Consider the following 20,211-nt stretch of genomic DNA (forward strand, 5'->3'; position numbering starts at 1 on the left):
ATAGACAGAGGTGAATATATATGAATAAGGTGATGGCAGATAAGAAAGCAATAATGATTTTTACGCTGCCTTGTCTGATCTTCTTTGGGCTGATAGCCTTTTATCCGGTCTTTCAAACTGTAATCATGAGTTTCTTTGACTGGGATGGATTGACGACCAAAACATTTACCGGACTTGCAAACTACATAAAACTTTTTCAGGACAGAATATTCTGGACATCTTTCCGCAACAGTTTTCTTGTTGCAGGAGTTCTGATTGTTTTTGAAGTAATTCTTGGAACGTTTCTGACACTTGTGCTTATGGATAAGAGGATTCAGTGTAGAAAATTTATTCGTAGCAGTTTATTCATACCAGTTGTTTTGTCAGTAACAGTAGTGTGTCAGCTGTGGTCCTCCATATTAAATCCGGAAATTGGACTGATCAATCAGATTTTCTCTGCATTAGGTCTTGATTTCCAGCAGCAATGGCTGTCAGACAAGCATGTGGCGATTTTGGTCGTGGCATTTGTAAATGCATGGCAGTATATGGGATATCAATTTGTAATTATTTATTCAGCGGCAAATTCTATTCCAACAGATTATATTGAAGCCAGTCGTATTGATGGTGCTACCAGATGGCAGACAAATTTTTACATTATTTTGCCTATGCTGAGAGATACGCTGAGAAACTGTCTGATCTTTGCTGTGACAGGTGGATTTAATATTTATTCGCAGATGCAGCTGCTTACTCAAGGTGGTCCTGGAACTGCTACATACAGCCTGACTTATATGACATTCCGCAGTGCATTCAAACTTAGAAAATATGGATATGGCTGTACTTCAGCAGTATCGCTAATGCTTATGTGTCTGGCTTCGATTGCAGTTATTAACATGCTTATGAGCAAGAAGGAAAATGAATGATGGAAAGAATCAAAGTAAGATCTCACAAGGCCTGGGTACAAACAATTATATTATTGATATTTGCCTGCCTTAGCATATACCCGCTATTATATCTGACATGTTATTCGCTGAAAACAAACGATGAAATATTCTATTCAAATCCTTTTGGGCTTCCTTTGCATCCGCAATGGAGCAACTATATAAAGGCAATTACAACCTTTGATATTATGACATATTTTAAGAACAGTCTGCTAACTACTGCCATTGCGTTGGTTGGTGTTTTTATTCTGATTTTGCCATTTTCCTATGCAGTAGCAAGAATGAAGTGGAAGTTAAAGGGAGCAGCCTCCATGTTTATTTCAATCGGCCTTTTTATCCCTTTGCAGGTCAGCCTGATTCCTCTTTCTGTTCTTATCAAAAACATGGGACTTGCAAATACTCATTGGGCGTTGATTTTGCCGTATATTGCTTTTAATCTGGCATTTCCGTTTATGATAATTTCATCCTCTTTTCGGGCTTTGCCTGCTGAACTGGAAGAGGCAGCGGTAATTGATGGAGCAAGTATTTATAAAACCTTTTTTTCAATCATGCTTCCACTGGTAAAACCTGCAATCACTTCAGGCGCTTTATTTGCCACACTGGGAATATGGAATGAGTATATTCTTCCAACGGTTATGATTTCCAGCAATGAGCTGAAAACTTTGCCGGCAGGACTCGCAACCTTTGTGGGACAGCACAGTACCAGCTGGGGAGCTATGGGTGCGGCAATGATGATTGCCAGTATACCTACAATTATTCTGTACCTGTGCTTCAGTGACAAAATTGAAAACTCTCTTACAGTGGGAGGCGCAGTAAAAGGATAATTAATTGATAAAAGGACTTTTTACCATATGGGACAGGCATTCGATATATGAATGCCTGTAAAGAAAAGGAGAATATCTTATTATGCAGAAATTATACTATCAGTTTCCGGGAACCTGGTTCGGCGATTGTATGCCATTTGGCCATGGAGATAAATTTTATTTATATCATCAGAGAGATACCAGAAAACCGGGACCATTTGGAGAGCCATTTGGCTGGGATTTAGCAACAACCTCTGATTTTGTTCACTACGAAGATTGTGGAGTGGCAATTCCAAGAGGAACTGATGAAGAGCAGGATCAGTTTATTTTCGCAGGAAGTGTTTTTGAAGCAGAAGGACAGTATCATATTTTCTACACCGGTTACAACCGTGATTATCCGGCTCTTGGAAAACCATCTCAGGTACTGATGCATGCATATAGTGATGATCTGGTTACCTGGCACAAAACTCAGGATGCTCTTACCTTTACACCACAGGAAGGCTATGATTCAGATGACTGGAGAGATCCATGGGTGATTCGTGACGAGGAAAATGACCAGTACTTACTGGTTCTTGGAACAAGACTGCAGGGACCAAAAACAAGACAGACCGGTAGAACTGTTAAATTTACTTCCAAGGATCTGAAAAACTGGAAGTTCGAAGGTGATTTCTGGGCGCCGGATCTTTATACCATGCATGAAATGCCAGACCTGTTTAAAATCGGTGACTGGTGGTATCATATTGTGACAGAATACAGTGACAGAAGCAAAATGGTTTACCGTATGAGCAAGAGCCTGAATGGTCCATGGATCGCACCGAAGGATGATGCATTTGACGGCAGAGCTTATTATGCAGGACGTACTTTTGAACTGAATGGACAGAGAATTTTGTTTGGATGGGTTGCAACGAAAGACAAAGATGATGATGACGAAAACTTTATCTGGGCAGGAACCTTCATGGCACATGAGGTATACCAGAAAGAGGATGGTACTCTTGGTGTAAGAATTCCGGAAACTGTATGGAATGCTTTTGACAAAGAGGAAAAGAAGGACGATTTCGTAATCGATACACCAACTAAGAGTTCTGAAGTTGTTATTGGAAAAAATACCGGTGACATTTTCAAATTTGAAGCAGATGTGGAGTTCTCTGAGGGCACAAGAACATTTGGCGTGAGATTTTATGAGGACGAGGATAAAGCAGAATCTTATCAGTTTGTATTTAATACTACAGAGAACCGTTATGTATTCGAGAAGAAACCGAACTGGCCATGGCCTGCAAATCAGAACATCGGACTGGAAAGACCAATTGATCTGATTCCGGGAAAGAAATATAACATTCGTATGATCGTGGATGATACAATTGCTACCATTTATGTGGATGGTGTGGCTTTGAATGCACGCGCATACAAGAGACCAGGGGAAAGCTTATCACTGTTTGCTTCTGAGGGAAGCCTGAAGGTTACAAATTGTAAGGTGACTACCGGGCTGAAGAAATAAGTCGCAAAAAGGAAATTTTTAAGACTTCATTAAACTGATACATAATTTTATAAAAAAGTCATAGGGTATCATAAGAGACATGGTATAAGTTCCGAATCTTATGATACCCTTTTTATGGATTTCACATAATATAAAAATGTTAATATTGTTATAAAAACAACAAAAATATAGCATTTATTCAGAGCCTTTTTTTTTCATCTGAATCCGCTTACGGTTATAAACCAGATGCAGATACATAGCATCCTGTGCGCGGAGTGGTTCATGAGCGGCAATGGCATCCGCAATCTCACGGTGGGTCTCGATGGTTTCTTCCAGCAGTGTACCTCTGGTGGTCTCTACAAACAGAGGAATCGAGCTGTTGATCACAGGAACCAGTCTTGGAACTACAACATTTTTGCTGCTTAAAGCAATAGCTGCATGAAACTCTATATCCTTTTGTGTATGGTCCTCGTGCTTTCTTAATAATTCTTCAACTTCATCGCAAAGTGCGGTGATTTTTTTTATGTCTTTTTTATCGGCGCGTGTAGCTGCCATTGCAGCAATAGGGGGCTCAAGGAGAAAGCGCACTTCCAGAAGGTCATTGATCAGCTTTTGCTTATTGCCGATAAAGGTAAAGCCTAGTGGGTCATCCACCATTCCGGGAGAAGAGGCAATATAGGTACCAGAGCCCTGGCGGATCGTAACAATATTTCGGGATGCGAGAAGCTTCATGGCTTCCCGGACAGAACTTCTTCCTGCGTTCAGACGTTCAGAAAGAATGGTTTCATTCGGTAATTTATCTCCTGGCTGTAAGTTTTCTTCTAAAATAAATGCAATAATATCCTCTGATATTTTTTGTGGAAGACTTTTTTCTTCTGATAACAAATTCATCATATGATTTACTCCGCTTCTAATGTAATAATTCTTATTTTCTATGATAATGTTTTTTAAATCCAATGTCAAAACGCTAAATTGCACAAAAAAAGATACACAATTTTAGATAAAATTCCGTATTGCGTTTTTGACGAATAGATTATATTATAAATACATCAGATGAATTCAAAGAAAAAAACAGCAACTAAAGGAAAAATGACATAAAAACCACCAAAAAGGTCAGATGAATTCACAAGAAGATTGTAAAACATCAGATGAATCAAGGAGGTAAAAAGAAAAATGGAAGAAACAACTTTTGCGGCGGATCCAATGAGACTGATGATCGCGGCGGCGGTGGGAATTGTGGTTCTGCTGGTACTGATCATCAAATTTAAGCTTCATCCGGTTCTGTCAATGATGATTTCCGCAATCATCATTGGAGCGGGAGCAGGAATGCCGCTTACGATGATTTCGGACACAGTAGAGAAAGGTGTTGGAAAGACACTACAGGGAATTGCGCTTCTGGTAGGATTGGGATCCATGTTTGGCGGAATTTTGGAGGTAAGCGGAGGAGCCCAGAGAATAGCAGAGACATTGATCGGTAAATTTGGTCAAAAAAAAGCCGGATGGGCACTTGGACTTACAGGACTTGTAATTGGTACCACCGTATTTTTTGAAGCTGGTGTTGTGGTACTGATCCCATTGGTATTCAGTGTTGCGAAACAGACCAGAAAATCCACCCTGTATTATGCGATTCCCCTTCTTTCCGGTCTGGCCAGTGGATATGCTTTTGTTCCACCTTCAGCAGGCTCGGTACTTGTGGCAAATGCCCTTGGCGTGAACCTGGGAACCATGATCATGGTAGGAGTTCCAACCGCACTGATCTGTATGATGGTTTCCGGAATCTTCTGGGGAAGCTTCATTGGTAACAAGATTCATACAGAGCTTCCGGCAAATGTGGAAGAGATTAAAGATGATGGAAAAGACCTTCCGCCTTTTGGCCTGGTATTAGGTGTGATCCTGATTCCGCTTGTTCTGATCCTTCTCAGCACATTATCCAAGTATATGCCGCTTCCAGAAGGAGTAAAGGATGTTCTGGGATTCATAGGAAAACCATTCCTTGCACTGACCATTGCGACATTGGCATCTATGTACTTCCTGGGAATCAAACGAGGATTTACCGGGGCGCAGTTAAAGAAAATCCTGGATCATTCACTCAGACCGGTAGGCATGATCCTTCTGGTAATTGCCAGCGGCGGAGTGATCCGATGGATGCTTCAGGATTCCGGCCTTGGAAACATTATTGGACCGGTGCTGGAGAAGAGTGGGCTTCCATTGATCCTGATCGCATTTCTCATTGCACTTCTGGTCAGAGCTTCTGTAGGAAGTTCAATTGTAGCGATGACAATGGCATCCGGAATTATGGCAACCATGCCGGCTGTAATGGGTACCAGCATGCTTTACAGAGCTGCTATGTGCTGTGCAATCTGTGGCGGCGCAACTGCACTGAGCCATGTGAATGATGCAGGCTTCTGGCTGGTAACCTCATTCCTTGAGATCGACGAAAAGACAACCCTGAAATCCTGGACGATCATGGAAACACTGATCGGTGTTACGGCACTTATTGTAAGCTTTATTGTTTCAATCTTTGCATAGGAGGCAGGACGCAATGATAAAGATACCGGTTTATTTAAGAGATATGTGTGATGCCAAGCATCTGGTGCAGGCTGCATCAGGATGTGAGAAAAATGTAGATCTGATCTGTGGAAGATATATTGTAGATGCGAAATCAATGCTGGGGGTGTTCAGTCTTCCCACATTTGATGATGTAGAACTTGGAGCAGAAGAAGAGGACGAAGAGAAACTCAGGAAAACACTGGAAAGTTTAAAGCTTATCAGAGAATAAAAAATGGAGGAAAAAATCATGCAGTTAAAAAGTCAGGAAATGAGAAAACTTGCACCGGAGCTTGATCCGCTGCGTATTGGAACAGGATGGACAAAAGAAGATCTTGGAAAAGTCCAGGTTATGGTTGAAAGCACCTATGGTGACAGCCATCCGGGAAGCGGACATCTGAATATCCTTGTAGAAGAAGTCCGCAAAGGAATCGCAGAAGAAGGCGGTTTCGGAGCACGTTATAACTGTACCGATATCTGCGACGGTGAAAGCCAGGGAACAGATGGAATCAACTACAGTCTGGCCAGCCGTGAGATGATCGCCAATATGATCGAAATCCATGCAAATGCTACTCCTTTTGACGCAGGTGTATACCTTTCAAGCTGTGACAAAGGTGTTCCGGGAAATCTGATGGGACTTGCCAGAGTAAACATTCCTTCCGTATTTGTTCCAGGTGGAACCATGAATGCCGGACCGGAAATGCTGACACTGGAGCAGCTTGGAATGTACAGCGCAAAATTCGAGCGTGGCGAAATTGATGAAGAGAAGCTTGACTGGGCAAAATGCAATGCATGCCCAAGCTGTGGCGCATGTTCCTTTATCGGAACTGCATCTACCATGCAGATTATGGCAGAGGCACTTGGACTTGCACTTCCAGGCACAGCCCTGATGCCTGCAACCAGCCCTGACCTTCTTGACTTTGCAAGAGAAGCGGGAAGACAGGCAGTGAGAATTGCCCAGATGGAAAATATGCGTCCTTCCGACATTGTGACTATGGACAGCTTTGAGAACGCAATCCTTGTTCATGCTGCAATTTCAGGAAGCACCAACTGTCTGCTTCATCTTCCGGCAATTGCCCATGAGTTTGGCATTGAGATCACAGGTGATACCTTTGATAAGCTGCACAGAAATGCAAGATATCTTCTGGATGTACGTCCGGCAGGCCGCTGGCCAGCAGAGTGCTTCTACTATGCAGGTGGTGTACCGGCAATCATGGAGGAGATCAAAGATCACCTTCACCTGGATGTCATGACAGTTACCGGAAAGACATTAGGTGAAAACCTGGAAGAACTGAAGAACAACGGATTCTATGAAAAATGTGATAAATGGCTTCAGGAATTTAACAAACGTTACAACGTAAATGTTACGAAGGAAGACATCATCCGTCCATATGACAAAGCAATCGGAACAGATGGAAGTATTGCAGTTCTCCGTGGAAATCTTGCTCCGGAAGGCGCAGTGATCAAACACACTGCATGCCCGAAGGAAATGTTTAAATCTGTTCTCCGCGCAAGACCATTTGACAGCGAGGAAGAATGTCTGGATGCAGTTCTGAAGCATAAGGTTCAGAAGGGTGATGCAGTTTTCATCCGTTACGAGGGTCCAAAGGGAAGCGGAATGCCGGAAATGTTCTATACCTCTGAGGCAATCAGCAGTGATAAGGAACTTGGAAAGAGCATTGCCCTGATCACAGACGGACGTTTCTCAGGAGCATCTACCGGCCCGGTTATCGGACACTGCAGTCCGGAGGCTGTTGATGGAGGACCGATCGCTCTTGTGGAAGAAGGAGACCTTATCGAAATCGATGTTATGGAAAGAAAACTGAACATCATCGGAATCGCAGGAGAACGCAAGTCTATGGAAGAAATCGATCAGATTCTTGCCCAAAGACGTAAAAACTGGAAACCACGTGAAATGAAATACAAAAAAGGTGTCCTGAGACTTTTCAGCCAGCATGCTGCAAGTCCAATGAAGGGAGCTTATCTGGAGTATTGATTATGAAGTATAAATTTATTACCATCGGCGAGATCATGCTTCGCCTGACTCCGCCGGATTATGAAAAAATCAGAACAGCAACATCTTTTGAGGCAAGATATGGGGGAAGTGAGGCCAATGTGGCCCTCTCCCTTGCAAATCTTGGAGTAGCTGCCTCATTCTTTACAGTAGTTCCGGGAAACAGTCTTGGAAAAAGTGCTGTACGTATGCTGCGAAGCAATGACGTAAATTGCGACAGCGTAGTTTATTCAACAGAAGAAGAGACACCGACACATCGGCTTGGAACCTATTATCTGGAGACGGGTTACGGAATCCGCCCAAGTAAAGTGGTGTATGACAGAAAGCACAGTGCCTTTTCAGAATATGACTTCAGTAAAACAGATGTGAAGAAACTTCTGGAAGGTTACACCTGGCTTCATCTGAGCGGTATCACTCCTGCACTTGGAAAAAGCTGCAGTGAACTGATCCTGACCTGCCTGAAAACAGCAAAAGAGAATGGTATGACAGTCAGCTTTGACGGAAATTTCAGAAGTACATTGTGGAGCTGGGAGGAAGCAAGAGATTTCTGTACCCTCTGTCTTCCATACGTAGATGTTCTTTTTGGAATCGAGCCTTACCACATCTGGAAAAATGAAGAAGATCATACCGCAGGTGATGTAAAGGATGGTGTTCCATTCCAGCCGGACCGTGAACAGCAGGAAAAAGTCTTCAAGGCTTTTGTAGAGAGATATCCGAATATCAAATGCATTGCAAGACATGTGCGTTTTGCACACAGCTGCAGCGAGAACAGCCTTATGGCTTATCTCTGGTTAAACGGAAAAATTTATGAAAGCAAACGGCTTACCTTCCATATTCTTGACCGTGTTGGAGGTGGAGATGCATTCGTAAGCGGTATTATTTATGCCCTGATGAATGAATATACACCGGAGGATATTGTGAACTTTGGTGTTGCAGCCAGTGCAGTGAAGCATACCATTCATGGTGACGGAAATATTACAGATGATGTTTCTCTGATCAGACATGTAATGGAAATGAATTTTGATATAAAAAGATAACGAAAGGAAATTCAAATGATGGATATAGCAGAAAAGTTTCAGAAGCTTGGTGTTGTTCCGGTAGTTGTACTGGAAGATACAAAAGATGCAGTACCCCTTGCCAAGGCACTTGTTGAAGGTGGACTTCCATGTGCAGAGGTAACTTTCCGTACAGAGGCAGCAGAAGAATCAATCCGTCTGATGACAGAACAATTTCCGGAGATGCTTGTAGGAGCAGGAACTGTTCTTACCAGAGAGCAGGTGGATGCAGCTGTAGCAGCTGGTGCGAAGTTTATTGTAAGCCCTGGATTTGATCCGGAGATTGTAGATTACTGTCTGGAAAAAGAAATTCCTGTTTTCCCAGGCTGCATCACACCGTCTGAGGTTGCACAGGCAGTAAAAAGAGGCCTTAAGGTGGTAAAATTCTTCCCGGCAGAACCAGCAGGCGGAGTTTCCATGATCAAGGCTATGGCTGCACCTTATGTGGGAATTAAGTTTATGCCCACTGGCGGTATCAATGCAAAAAATCTGGAAGACTATCTTTCCTTTGACAAAATTATATGCTGCGGCGGAAGCTGGATGGTAAAAGGAGAGCTTGTAAATAACGGAGAATTTGACAAGATCAGAGAACTGACAGCAGAAGCACGAAAACTGGTTGATTCCATCCGAAAATAATCGGAGGTATTACACATATTCATATTCACAAAAAACAGGATCCTGCATGAAAACAGGGTCCTGTTTTTTACACACATACCCTTCATACAATAAAAAAACCCCTATAAACCCAAACTCTCCCCCTCTATCCCAACCCCATCGTATGAGTTAAGATAATATCAACAAAGGAAAACAAAAACAAATAAATAAGGAGGGAATGGAATGAATGAGGTCATTGTCTCCATGAACAATATCAGCAAAAGTTTCCCGGGTGTTAAGGCTCTGGATCATGTAAAATTTGAGCTGCGTTCTGGAGAAGTCATGGCGCTGCTGGGAGAAAATGGAGCCGGAAAATCGACCCTGATGAAAATCCTCAGCGGTGTATATACCAGAGACGAAGGAACGATGGAAATCTTCGGAAAATCCTATGACGACCTAACACCAAAGCAGGCCCAGGAAGCAGGAGTAGCCATTATCCATCAGGAATTGAACATGTGCAGGCACTTAACAGTAACGGAGAACATGTTCCTTGGAAGAGAAGTAAAAGGTGGTTTATCCTTAAATAATGCGAAGATGCGGAAAGAAGCCAAGAGGGTTCTGGACGATCTTCGAATCGACATCAGTCCGGATCAGATCGTAGGAGATCTGCCAGTATCCAAACAGCAGATGGTTGAAATTGCAAAAGCACTTTCCATCGATGCAAGGATCCTGATCATGGACGAGCCTACATCCTCTCTGACAGCAAAAGAAATTGATGATCTTTTCCGTATCATCCGAAAGCTGAGGGACGAAGGAAGAGGAATCGTATACATTTCACACAGACTGGAAGAACTGTCCCATATCGTGGACAGAGTTACCATCATGCGAGATGGACAATACATAACAGACGGTAATTTCAAAGACATGGACATGGACTACATTATCAAAAATATGGTAGGCCGTGAAATCAAAGAAAAATTCCCGAGAGTGGAATGCAGGAAAGGCAAGAAGATTTTTGAAGTGAAAAATCTCAATGCCGGAAAAATGGTCCGAGATATCAACTTCTCTTTATATGAAGGCGAGATCGTAGGATTTGCGGGACTGATGGGAGCCGGAAGAACGGAGACTACAAGAGCCATCTTCGGTGTTGATCCGAAAGACAGCGGAGAGTTTTATGTGGATGGTAAAAAAATCGAAGTCAACTGTCCAATGGATGCCATTCGAAACGGTGTTGTGCTTGCTCCTGAGGATCGTAAAAAAGACGGTCTCTGTACGAAACTGAGCATCCGTCAGAACCTGGCACTGCCAAATCTTGACCTTGTATGCAATAAGATGGGTGTGATAAACTCAGGAAAAGAAGATGCTCTTTGCGAAAAAGCAGTGAAGGATCTCCAGATTAAAACACCGAATGTGGAAATTGATTCCGGCAATCTTTCTGGTGGAAACCAGCAGAAAGTAGTTGTTGGAAAATGGCTCGCAAGAGATTCAAGGGTTGTTATCTTTGATGAGCCCACAAGAGGAATTGATGTTGGCGCAAAGGTAGAAATTTACAATCTGATGAATGAGCTGAAAAAACAGGGAATTGCAGTTATGTTTGTATCCTCTGAAATGCCGGAGGTCATGGGAATTGCAGACCGTATCATCGTAATGTGTGACGGACGTATCACCGGTGAGGTTTCAGCAAGGGAAGCCACCCAGGACGAGATCCTTACAATGGCAACATCCTTTGAAAACAAGAGTATTAAGGAAACTGAGGGAGGAAGTAAAAATGAATAGTAAACAGCAACGCCCTTTAAAGAAATTATTGGGAATCAGGGGAATGGGGGCAGCACTTACCGCATTCGTGGGGCTGATCATTATTTATATCGCATTTGGTATCATTAACCCGGCGGTTTTTTCAGGACAGAATATGTTGAACCTGCTGCGTTCCATGTCCAAGTACCTGTTGATCGGTATTGCACAAAGTTACGTACTGATCACTGGAAACATTGACCTGTCAATCGGATCCATGGTCGGAATGAGCGCCATGATCGCAGCTACCTTAATGACAACAGGAATGGTACCATTCCTTGCAATTGTGATCGCACTTATTGCCTGTCTGGTAGTTGGTGTGGTAAATGGATATCTGGTTGGAAAATTTAAACTCCCTCCATTTATTGCAACTCTGGGAACCATGTTCGTAGCACGAGGAATTGCCTACATGGTAAACGGAAACAGAAATACAGATGCCATTGCAACAGGTGTTGGAAAAGAAACGGCTGATGCATTCCAAAATTGTTTTTATTACGGTAAAACGCTTGGCATTTATAACACATTCTGGATCGCACTTGTTATTTTTGTTATATTTTTCTTTATCTTATCCAAGACACGTACAGGCCGTCATATTTACGCAATCGGTTCTAACGTGGACGCGGCAAAGCTTTCTGGTGTAAACGTAGTTTCCACCACAGTAAAGACTTATCTGGTAAGCTCCGTATGCTCCTGTGTAGTTGGTCTTATCCTTTGCGCACAGGCTGGTATGGGAAATATGGAAGCTGGAAACATGTACGAGATGTATGGCGTAGCAGCCGGCGTAATCGGTGGCGTTTCCCCACTTGGAGGAACTGGAATCCTTCTTGGAACCTTCGCAGGTGCAGCTGTCTGGCAGACTCTGGAAAATGGTCTGAACATGATCGGTGCACAAGTTGGTATCCAGCGAGTTGTAATCGGCGTGATCGTAGTTGCAGCCGTATTGCTGGATGTAGTTGTAAGAAACGGACAGTTTGGCAAACACAGAAAAAAATAACCGCAAGAAAACAGTATTTTTCACAGGAAAATGAAATCGACAACTGAATATGGGAGATGTAAAATAATTTCATGAAACTAAACCGCAAATGGAGAAGGCGGGTAGTTATAAAAAATAATTTTTAGGAGGATTTTTACAATGAAAAGAAAACTTTTAGCTATGGTATGTGCAGTATCTATGATCGCTTCCCTTGGAGCAGCTACTGTTTATGCATCAGATGATGTTAAGGCTACAGGCGATGAGAAAATTGCGCTGATCACAATGGACTCTATCGACCAGCACTGGATCACCCTGAACGAAGGCGCTCAGGAAGAAGCAAAAGAGCTTGGTGTAACAGTTGACTTCATGTCCCCGAATACAAAAGATGACGCTCAGCAGATCGAGTGTGTAAACAATGCAGTAGCAGGCGGTTATGATGCAATCATGGTTGCTGCAAACGGACCAGACGCTATTTCTTCCGCACTTCAGGAAGCAAAAGATCAGGGAATTAAGATCGTATATGTTGATTCCCCTGCAAATGTAGAGGCAGAAGCTACTTTCTCCACAGACAATGAGGCAGCTGGAACAACAGCAGGAGAAGAGATGAAGAAGGCGCTTGAGGATGCTGGTATTACATCTGGTAAAATCGGTATCATTAATGTAAACGCAGCTACTGATTCCTGCGTAAACCGTGAGGAAGGCTTCCGCGCAGCATTTGACGGCACAGACTTCGAGATCATGGAAACCCAGTACGGCGAAGGTGATGCTGCAAAATCCCAGAGTATCGCAGAGAACTACATTACACAGGGTGTTGTTGGTATCTTCGGATGTAATGAAGGCTCCACAACTGGTGCCGGAAATGCCATCAAAGCAGCTGGAAACGCTGACATCATCGGTGTTGGTTTTGATAAATCTGACGCGATTCTGAACCTGATCGACGACGGATATCTTCTTTGCACAATGGCTCAGAACCCAGATGTTATGGGATCTGAAGGCGTAAAAGCAGCTGTAAAAGCAATCAACGGCGAGGAACTCGGCGGAGAAGTTACAGATACAGGTGTATCTGTGATCACAAAGGATTCTGATAAATAATCTGAAATAAAAGGAATATTGTTCATGGAACGTCATGGATATGATGACGGCTGGGGCAGTAATTATAAGGAGCAAGAAACCGTCGGTTTTTCCGGCGGTTTTCTTGCTTAAAATGCTGAAATGGATTATTATTAGAAGTAAGAAAAAGTGGAGAGAGTTTCTAAAAAAATGGGGAAATTTCTTCACAGTAATCATGTAATGGGGACGGAGAACATGGAGATTTTAAAGGTAGTAATTGCAGATGATGAGGTGCGGATCTGCCAGCTGATCCAGGCACTGATCGACTGGGATTCTATGGGAATGAAGGTGGTGGGAATCGCCCACAACGGAGAGGAAGCCTGCGAAATGGTACGGCAGACACAGCCGGATATTCTGATCACAGATATCCGCATGCCAGGCTGCAGTGGCCTGGAGCTGGTAAAAAGGGTGAAGGAGCTGGATTCCGCTCTGGAAGTAATCATAATCAGCGGTTACGCCCATTTCGAGTATGCACAGCAGGCTATCAGTTACGGTGTGGGACATTATCTTCTGAAGCCGGTAAACAAGGGGGAACTGACTGCTACCCTGCAGAAATTGCAGAAAAAGATCGGGGAGCGCAAGGAGTCGGAACTGAATCATCAGGAGCTTGTAAATAAGGCGAAAAGGGATGATGACCATTTACGGGCAAATCTGATCGACCGGCTGCTGGATCAGCCGGATATGCCGGTTTCACAGGACACATTGACGAGCATTTATCATCTGAAAGCAAGACAGGGAGTGTACCAGGCGTTTTGTGTAAAAGTGGATTATGGAAGAAAGATCATTTCTGGCGGCAGAATGGATGGAACAACAGGTCTGGCTGGCGCACGAGAGATCAGCTCCACTTCCAGTGAAATCCTTATGGAAAAAGTACGTGAGGTCCTGGAACGAAATCTGAAAAAAGACAGCCGCGAATTAGTTCTTCTGATTCGTGATGACTATTGCTACGGTATTCTTAACTATCCGGAAAGTGAGAAGGAATCCATCCGCCGGAGCATGAAGAGCAGCCTTACCCAGATGGAAATCCAGAAAAATATGTTTCAGCATGTAAGCTTTTCCATGGCAGTTGGAGCTGCATACAAAGAGGCAGAGCATTTGGCTGACTCTATGCAGGAAGCCCGAAAACTGATCCAGGAAAGGCTGGTAAAAGGGGACGGACGGGTTCTTGACTGTCTGGGAAAAGCTTCAGAAATCCAGGAGAGCGAGTTGCTGAAAAAGTATCTTCGTGAGATTACTCATGCCGTAGAAATTTCCAGCATTCAGAATGCAGCAGAAGCAGTAGAGGATTTGCAGGATACGGTAAATAAGGCGAAAGAAATTCGTGGCAGCGAGATTTTTGAACTGGTGTATGCAGCAGCTGATATTTTTGCGGCAAGTATTCGGATTCCAGAGCGTACTGCTACTGTGGAGGAATTCCGTAAACAGTGTGATAAATGTGGAAAAATAGAGGAAATTTTTTCCTGTCTTGGGGATTTCCAGAAAAAATATATCCAGGAGCAGGCTGAACGCTATGAAACTGATACTATCCGCCCGGTTCGCAAGGCAAAGGAATATATCCAGAACCATTTCAGTGATCCGCTGACTTTAGAGGAAGTCAGCGAGATAGTGGGACTTAGCACTGCTTATTTCAGTGCCTTATTCAAGAAGACAGAAGGAGAAGGTTTTGCAAAATATCTGATCAACGTGAGAATGGAACAGGCCAAGCTACTCCTTCGGGAATCCAATCTTCCAGTAACAGAAATCTGCAGGAGGGTAGGATATAACGATCCGAAACATTTCACACATACCTTTGAGAAAGCGGCAGGGGTGAAACCCTCTACATATAGAAAATTGTATGGATAAATCAAAAATGAAATTTAAAGAAAAACTGAAATACATATCCAACCGGGCTCTTGTCCTGGGAACGGTAGTCTTCGGGAGTTTTATTATTCTGGCGGTAATTCAGCTGTTATTGGCATATAAAGGCGAAACACCCTGGTGGATGGCCATAATTATAACAATATTTGCAATTTTGTTTCCGATTGTATTCTGGCTGTGGATTCACCGCCCTTACATGCGCTGTGAAAAAATGACGGATCGTTTTCTGGATGGTTATATTTTTTCCGAAAAAGAAGATATGGAACTCTTGAACCTGACTCCAAGCATCCAGAAGCAGATGAAAATGGTAGACCGCATTGTGCGTTCTCCCCAGTATATGGATCTGAACAAAAGACAGGCTCAGTACCTGGCTTTGCAGAATCAGATCAATCCCCACTTTCTTTACAATACACTGGAAAGCATCCGTGGAGAAGCTATTATTGCAGGTCTGGACAGCGTTGCAGATATGACAGAAGCCCTGGCAAGATTTTTCCGTTACACCATTACCAAGGTGGAGAATCTGGTTTCTGTGGAGGAAGAACTGGATAACTGTGAGACTTATTTTGGAATTCAGAAATATCGTTTCGGGGACCGGCTGCAGCTTCATATTGATTATGATATTGCAGAGTATGAAAAGATCATGAACTGCAGAATCCCCAAACTGACGTTGCAGCCGATTCTGGAAAACAGCATTATCCATGGCGTGGAGCTGAAGGTTGGCGGTGGAAATCTTTATATCCGTTTTCAGTGTACAAAGGATCGCCTGCTCATCCGTATTTCAGACGATGGGGTGGGAATGGACGAGATGACTTTAGCAAAGCTGAACCAGAAGCTGGGCAAGTCAACCAAGGCCATTCACGACAATGAAGAAAAACAGGGCGGAATTGCTCTGGTGAATGTGAATAACAGAATCCATTTGATCTTTGGGGATGAATATGGCATGCATGTTTATTCTGTACCAGGAGAAGGAACAGATGTGGAGATCACCATCCCTATACTTACTGACGACAGACAGGTGAAAAACAGGAGCGTGTTGGTATGAGAAACGAAGTTCTCAGAATGGAGCGTGTGACGTATAAAGAGGATGAGGTTGTGAAGCTGGAGGACTTCAATCTTCAGATTTTTCAGGGAGAGATTATGGGATTTATGCCTGTTAACAGTCATGGAAAAACAGCTCTTCTGAAGCTTCTGGAACGGAATCTTCCCCTCTATGACGGTTATATTTATTATGGAGGGGAAAAGGTAAACACCTGGAAAGAGAATTACAAGGCAGCAAACAGGATCAGCATTATCCAGGAGAAAAGTTCTCTGGCAGGAAATCTGAACATTGCAGATAATATTTTTGTCCTGCGTCCGGGCTTTCGCCAGTGGGTGATCCGCACAAAGATCCTGAACCGGCAGATGGAACCTTTTTTAGAAGATATCGGAATGGACATTCCCCTTAATAAAGATGTGGAGAAGCTTTCTACTTTTGAACGGATCATTGTAGAATTGCTCCGGGCTGTGATTATGGGATATCATCTGATCGTGCTGGACGAAGTTGGAGCCCTTGTCAGTGATGATGAGTTGAAAAAGCTCCATGGAATTATCCGTCGTTATGTGAAAAAAGGGTTTTCTTTTCTTTATATCTGTTCTCATCTGGAAGAGATTTCCAGTATCTGTGACAGATGTGCGCTGTTTACCAATGGAAGAATCCAGAAGATTCTGGAAAGAGAGGAGCTGTTCAATGATCCGCCCGTAACTTACATGACGGAATATAACGACATGGTCCGTTATCATACGGAAAAAAGGGAAGGGCAGCAGGCTGCACCGGTTGTTTTTCAATGGAAGGGCTACGGAGAGGATGCAGCCTGCAATTTTTCCTTTGATGTGCATAAAGGAGAATGCCTGGCCGTACAGATTATGGATGCCAGGGGAATGGAGGAGCTACGGAAGATTCTGACCGGAGATATTTTACCGGAAAGTGGAGAAATCCTGTTGAATGGGAAGCAGACAGAGATTCCGGGAAATGGCAGGATTGCAGTAATCCAGGAACGTACTACAAAAACCATGATTTTTCCGAAACTGGATTATATGAATAATCTCTGTATTTGTCTGGCAGAAAAAGTTCCTTCAATCTGGCACAACAAACGTCTTCAGAAAAGTATTCGGAATGAATACAGTCCCATATTAGGGACAGATGTTTTTGAAATGCCGGTGGAGGAACTGAGTGAAAAGCAGAAGTATCAGCTGGTGTATACAAGAGTATTTTTGCAGAAACCGGAGATTCTGTTTTGTATTCAGCCTTTCTGCGGCGCTGATCTTGCTCACAGGATGTTTATCTGGAGTATGTTGGAAAAGTTCCTGGATAAGGGGATTTCGGTGGTGATCTTATCTTTGAATTTATCGGATTCCCTGGCTATGGCAGATCGCCTGTTGATTCTTGGGGAAAATGGGAAAAAGAAGGAAATTGTAAGAGAAAATTTCCATAAGATTACCTCGTCGGTGCCCTGGCTGCATAGGTATCCGTCAGAGAGAAAATAAAATGTATAAAACATAATACTAATAATTCGGATTGTATTTTCAAACACGCTCCAGAGCCTAAATAAGAAGCCCATGGCAACAGAAATAAAATTGCCATGGGTTTCTTTATAACTAAAATTCAATTTCAGTCAATCTTCAGAATCAGTTCCAGCACCCGTCTTGCACAGTGCTCTAATTCCGGGCGGCCAAGCTGTCCCATTTCCATGGCCTTTTTCACACGTTCTGGGAAACCAGTTCCCATTTTTACGTCATTTCCGGCCTTGATTTCTTTGTAATGCTCTGCTCTTGTCCACCAGTCAGTGGTGACCATTCCCTTGAAGCCCCACTCGCCGCGGAGAACATCTTCCAGAAGCTCACGGTTCTCAGAAGCGCGGTGACCATTGATTGCATTGTAGGAGGACATGATCGTCCATGGCTGTGCTTCTTTTACAATGATCTCGAAACCTTTCAGATAGATCTCGCGAAGTGCACGCTCGGAAACACGGGAATCGCTGTGCTTTCTGTTGGTCTCTTTGTTATTTGCTGCGAAATGCTTTACAGAAGCTGCAATGTGCTGGGACTGGATACCTTTTACCATAGCTGCGCCCATTTTTCCGGCAATCAGCGGATCCTCGGAATAGTACTCGAAGTTTCTTCCACAAAGCGGATTTCTGTGGATATTTACTGCAGGGGTAAGCCATACAGCAAGATTGTTCTCCTTCACTTCTTCGGCGCCAGCCTGTCCAACCTGCTGAACAAGAGCCGGATTCCAGGTGCAGGCAAGAAGGGTTGCACAAGGCCATGCTGTTGTGTTCATGCTGCATTCCCCGCTGATACGAAGACCGGCAGGACCGTCTGCTGTCATAATGGATGGAACACCATAATCCGGAAGATTTCCAAAGCCGAAGGTATTGGAAACACCTACGTTTGGCTGTCCTCCAAGAAGATGAATCAGATCGTCATCGCTTAACTGTTCCATAAAATCATCCAGGGAAAGCCTGCCTTCTGCTACATCAATAAACTGTTTTCTGCCAAAGTTGTCGAAAAGTGTGCCACGTGTACAGCAGCGGACTGCAGGGGTAATACCTTCCTCAGTGCCCGGCTCCATTTTCTCAAATACGCATTCGTTCATGTCATTGCATGCAGACTGTGGAAGCTCCTCAAAACTGCCGTCAGAGAGCATACGCTCTTTCAGGCTGGTTGGAACAAGATGAGCTGTCAGCTGCTTTGTGATCATATTTTCATACAGTTCCATTGTCAGGAGGCTCTCCTTAGTGTCGCGCACAGAAGTTCCAATATAGAACTTATAAGTACCTTTTTCCAGAATATATGCGGATTTCTTGATTTTTCCAAGGTCATCGTAGGAAGCCATGTCAGCCTTTGCAAAGGAAAGGCGGATCTGCTGTGTCTCACCTGGCTGAAGAAGACGGGTTTTTGCAAAAGCAGCAAGCTGGCGGGCTGGTTTCTTCAGAAGTCCCTGTGGAGCTTCGAAATAAATCTGGACAACTTCTTTTCCAGCCAGGTTACCGGTGTTGGTCACCTGAACTTCAGCGAAAATCTGATCCTCTGTTTCCCACATAGCGGTGGTGTTCAGGCAAAAGGTGGTGTAGGAAAGTCCGTATCCAAATGGATAGATTACTTTTTCCTGTGCTCCTGGAAGGGTTTCAAAATAACGGTAGCCTACATAAATATCTTCTGTATAGTTTACATAATCAAAAGACTCATGGAAGTTAGCAGTGGATGGATAATCATTTACGTCTGCAGCAAAAGTGTCAGCCAGCTTACCGGATGGATTCCCTTTGCCGGTGAGAAGCTCCGCCATGGCAAGCCCGCCTTCCATGCCACCCTGCCATCCAAGAAGAGCGGAGGAAATCCGGTCATCATTTTTTACCCAGGAAAGGTCCATGATTCCGCCGATATTGAGAACGACTACGATATCATCAAAGCGCTCTTTTACCATGGAAAGCATTGCTTTCTCCCTGGTAGTGAGATAGAAGTCGCCATCTGGGAAAACTTCGCCGGAAATTTTCGGCATGGTGGTTTCTGTATCCCATGGATTAAATTCGTTGTTGCATTCAATGCTGGAACGGTCCCAGCCCTCGCCGGAGAAACGGCTGATCACAACAACTGCAACGTCAGCAAATGCTTTTGCGCCGTCAGCAAGCTCCTGGGAAAGCTCTGGCTCTACCGTCATTCCTGGTGCGGCACCTTTTTCATACTGATGTCGGATATCGGTGCGGTAAAAATCGGATAACGGTTCGTAGATCTGAACGGCGTTTTCCTGCATTTTCAGCCCATCGTAAAGGTTGTGTACATAAGAAACCATAACATCACCGCTTCCGCCGCCGCCTTTTACATAGTCGAAGCTGCCCTTGCCAAAAAGGGCGATGCGTGTGCCCTCAGTAAGAGGAAGCAGGTTTTTCTCATTTTTTAGAAGAACCATACCTTCTTTGGCGGCTTCTTTGGAAAGAAGGATATGTTCTTTGCTTGCGGTAACACGGCCGCTTTCCCTAAGGGGAAGGTTTGGCTGGAATTTAACTCTGGTCCATTTGTTCATTGTGGGATGTCCTCCTG

At 43.8% G+C, this 20,211-nt stretch carries 16 protein-coding genes; 14 read left to right on the plus strand and 2 right to left on the minus strand.

What is annotated here, in order from left to right; genetic code table 11:
* Positions 1-20 precede the first annotated feature (20 nt).
* The 3 genes from LIZ66_RS11000 (at position 21) to LIZ66_RS11010 (ending at position 3,215) form a co-directional block, all read left to right on the plus strand.
* Positions 21-899, plus strand: coding sequence for a carbohydrate ABC transporter permease (locus LIZ66_RS11000; protein ID WP_227200828.1), 879 nt, complete (start codon positions 21-23; stop codon positions 897-899).
* Complete coding sequence (locus tag LIZ66_RS11005; RefSeq protein ID WP_195379561.1) at positions 896-1,741, plus strand: carbohydrate ABC transporter permease; 846 nt, start codon at positions 896-898, stop codon at positions 1,739-1,741. Before LIZ66_RS11000 ends, LIZ66_RS11005 begins: the two co-directional genes overlap by 4 nt.
* An 82-nt stretch (positions 1,742-1,823) precedes the next feature.
* Complete coding sequence (locus tag LIZ66_RS11010) at positions 1,824-3,215, plus strand: glycoside hydrolase family 32 protein (RefSeq protein ID WP_227200829.1); 1,392 nt, start codon at positions 1,824-1,826, stop codon at positions 3,213-3,215.
* A 174-nt stretch (positions 3,216-3,389) separates the two neighbouring features.
* Here the strand turns inward: LIZ66_RS11010 and LIZ66_RS11015 are convergent, their stop codons facing one another.
* Complete coding sequence (locus LIZ66_RS11015; protein WP_148461516.1) at positions 3,390-4,088, minus strand: FadR/GntR family transcriptional regulator; 699 nt, start codon at positions 4,086-4,088, stop codon at positions 3,390-3,392.
* Positions 4,089-4,367: 279 nt separating this feature from the next.
* Between LIZ66_RS11015 and LIZ66_RS11020 the strand changes: the two genes are divergently transcribed.
* The 11 genes from LIZ66_RS11020 to LIZ66_RS11070 all read left to right on the plus strand — a co-directional run bounded on the left by LIZ66_RS11020 (position 4,368) and on the right by LIZ66_RS11070 (position 17,658).
* The gene (locus LIZ66_RS11020; protein ID WP_148461517.1) at positions 4,368-5,723 is read left to right on the plus strand and encodes a GntP family permease; all 1,356 of its coding nucleotides are present in this window, start codon (positions 4,368-4,370) and stop codon (positions 5,721-5,723) included.
* Between the two features lie 13 nt (positions 5,724-5,736).
* Positions 5,737-5,973 (plus strand): HPr family phosphocarrier protein, encoded by a 237-nt coding sequence (locus tag LIZ66_RS11025; protein WP_118577612.1) that lies wholly within the window; start codon positions 5,737-5,739, stop codon positions 5,971-5,973.
* A gap of 18 nt (positions 5,974-5,991) precedes the next feature.
* Positions 5,992-7,737, plus strand: coding sequence for a dihydroxy-acid dehydratase (gene ilvD, locus LIZ66_RS11030; protein WP_173715742.1), 1,746 nt, complete (start codon positions 5,992-5,994; stop codon positions 7,735-7,737).
* Positions 7,738-7,739: 2 nt separating this feature from the next.
* Positions 7,740-8,792 carry a sugar kinase gene (locus LIZ66_RS11035; protein ID WP_148461520.1) on the plus strand — a complete coding sequence of 351 codons (1,053 nt, stop codon included), beginning with the start codon at positions 7,740-7,742 and terminating at the stop codon, positions 8,790-8,792.
* Positions 8,793-8,807: 15 nt separating this feature from the next.
* Positions 8,808-9,446 carry a bifunctional 4-hydroxy-2-oxoglutarate aldolase/2-dehydro-3-deoxy-phosphogluconate aldolase gene (locus LIZ66_RS11040; protein WP_173718054.1) on the plus strand — a complete coding sequence of 213 codons (639 nt, stop codon included), beginning with the start codon at positions 8,808-8,810 and terminating at the stop codon, positions 9,444-9,446.
* 201 nt (positions 9,447-9,647) lie between these two features.
* A complete protein-coding gene (locus LIZ66_RS11045; protein WP_148461522.1) occupies positions 9,648-11,180 on the plus strand; it encodes a sugar ABC transporter ATP-binding protein in 1,533 nt (510 codons plus the stop codon).
* The gene (locus LIZ66_RS11050; protein WP_148461523.1) at positions 11,173-12,189 is read left to right on the plus strand and encodes an ABC transporter permease; all 1,017 of its coding nucleotides are present in this window, start codon (positions 11,173-11,175) and stop codon (positions 12,187-12,189) included. Before LIZ66_RS11045 ends, LIZ66_RS11050 begins: the two co-directional genes overlap by 8 nt.
* 138 nt (positions 12,190-12,327) lie before the next feature.
* Positions 12,328-13,260, plus strand: a complete 933-nt coding sequence (locus tag LIZ66_RS11055) for an ABC transporter substrate-binding protein (protein ID WP_148461524.1) — start codon at positions 12,328-12,330, stop codon at positions 13,258-13,260.
* 213 nt (positions 13,261-13,473) lie between these two features.
* Complete coding sequence (locus tag LIZ66_RS11060) at positions 13,474-15,120, plus strand: response regulator (protein WP_173715745.1); 1,647 nt, start codon at positions 13,474-13,476, stop codon at positions 15,118-15,120.
* A 7-nt stretch (positions 15,121-15,127) separates the two neighbouring features.
* On the plus strand, positions 15,128-16,177 hold the full coding sequence (locus tag LIZ66_RS11065) for a sensor histidine kinase (RefSeq protein ID WP_148461526.1): 1,050 nt from the start codon (positions 15,128-15,130) through the stop codon (positions 16,175-16,177).
* Entirely contained in the window at positions 16,174-17,658 is a 1,485-nt protein-coding gene (locus LIZ66_RS11070) for an ATP-binding cassette domain-containing protein (RefSeq protein ID WP_173715746.1), read from the plus strand. Before LIZ66_RS11065 ends, LIZ66_RS11070 begins: the two co-directional genes overlap by 4 nt.
* A 124-nt stretch (positions 17,659-17,782) precedes the next feature.
* Here LIZ66_RS11070 and LIZ66_RS11075 read toward each other — a convergent pair whose 3' ends face one another.
* On the minus strand, positions 17,783-20,194 hold the full coding sequence (locus LIZ66_RS11075; protein WP_148461528.1) for a glycoside hydrolase family 3 protein: 2,412 nt from the start codon (positions 20,192-20,194) through the stop codon (positions 17,783-17,785).
* Between the last annotated feature and the right edge of the window lie 17 nt (positions 20,195-20,211).

Origin of the sequence: Blautia faecis, assembly GCF_020554845.1 — a bacterium.
Lineage (GTDB): Bacteria > Bacillota > Clostridia > Lachnospirales > Lachnospiraceae > Blautia_A > Blautia_A faecis.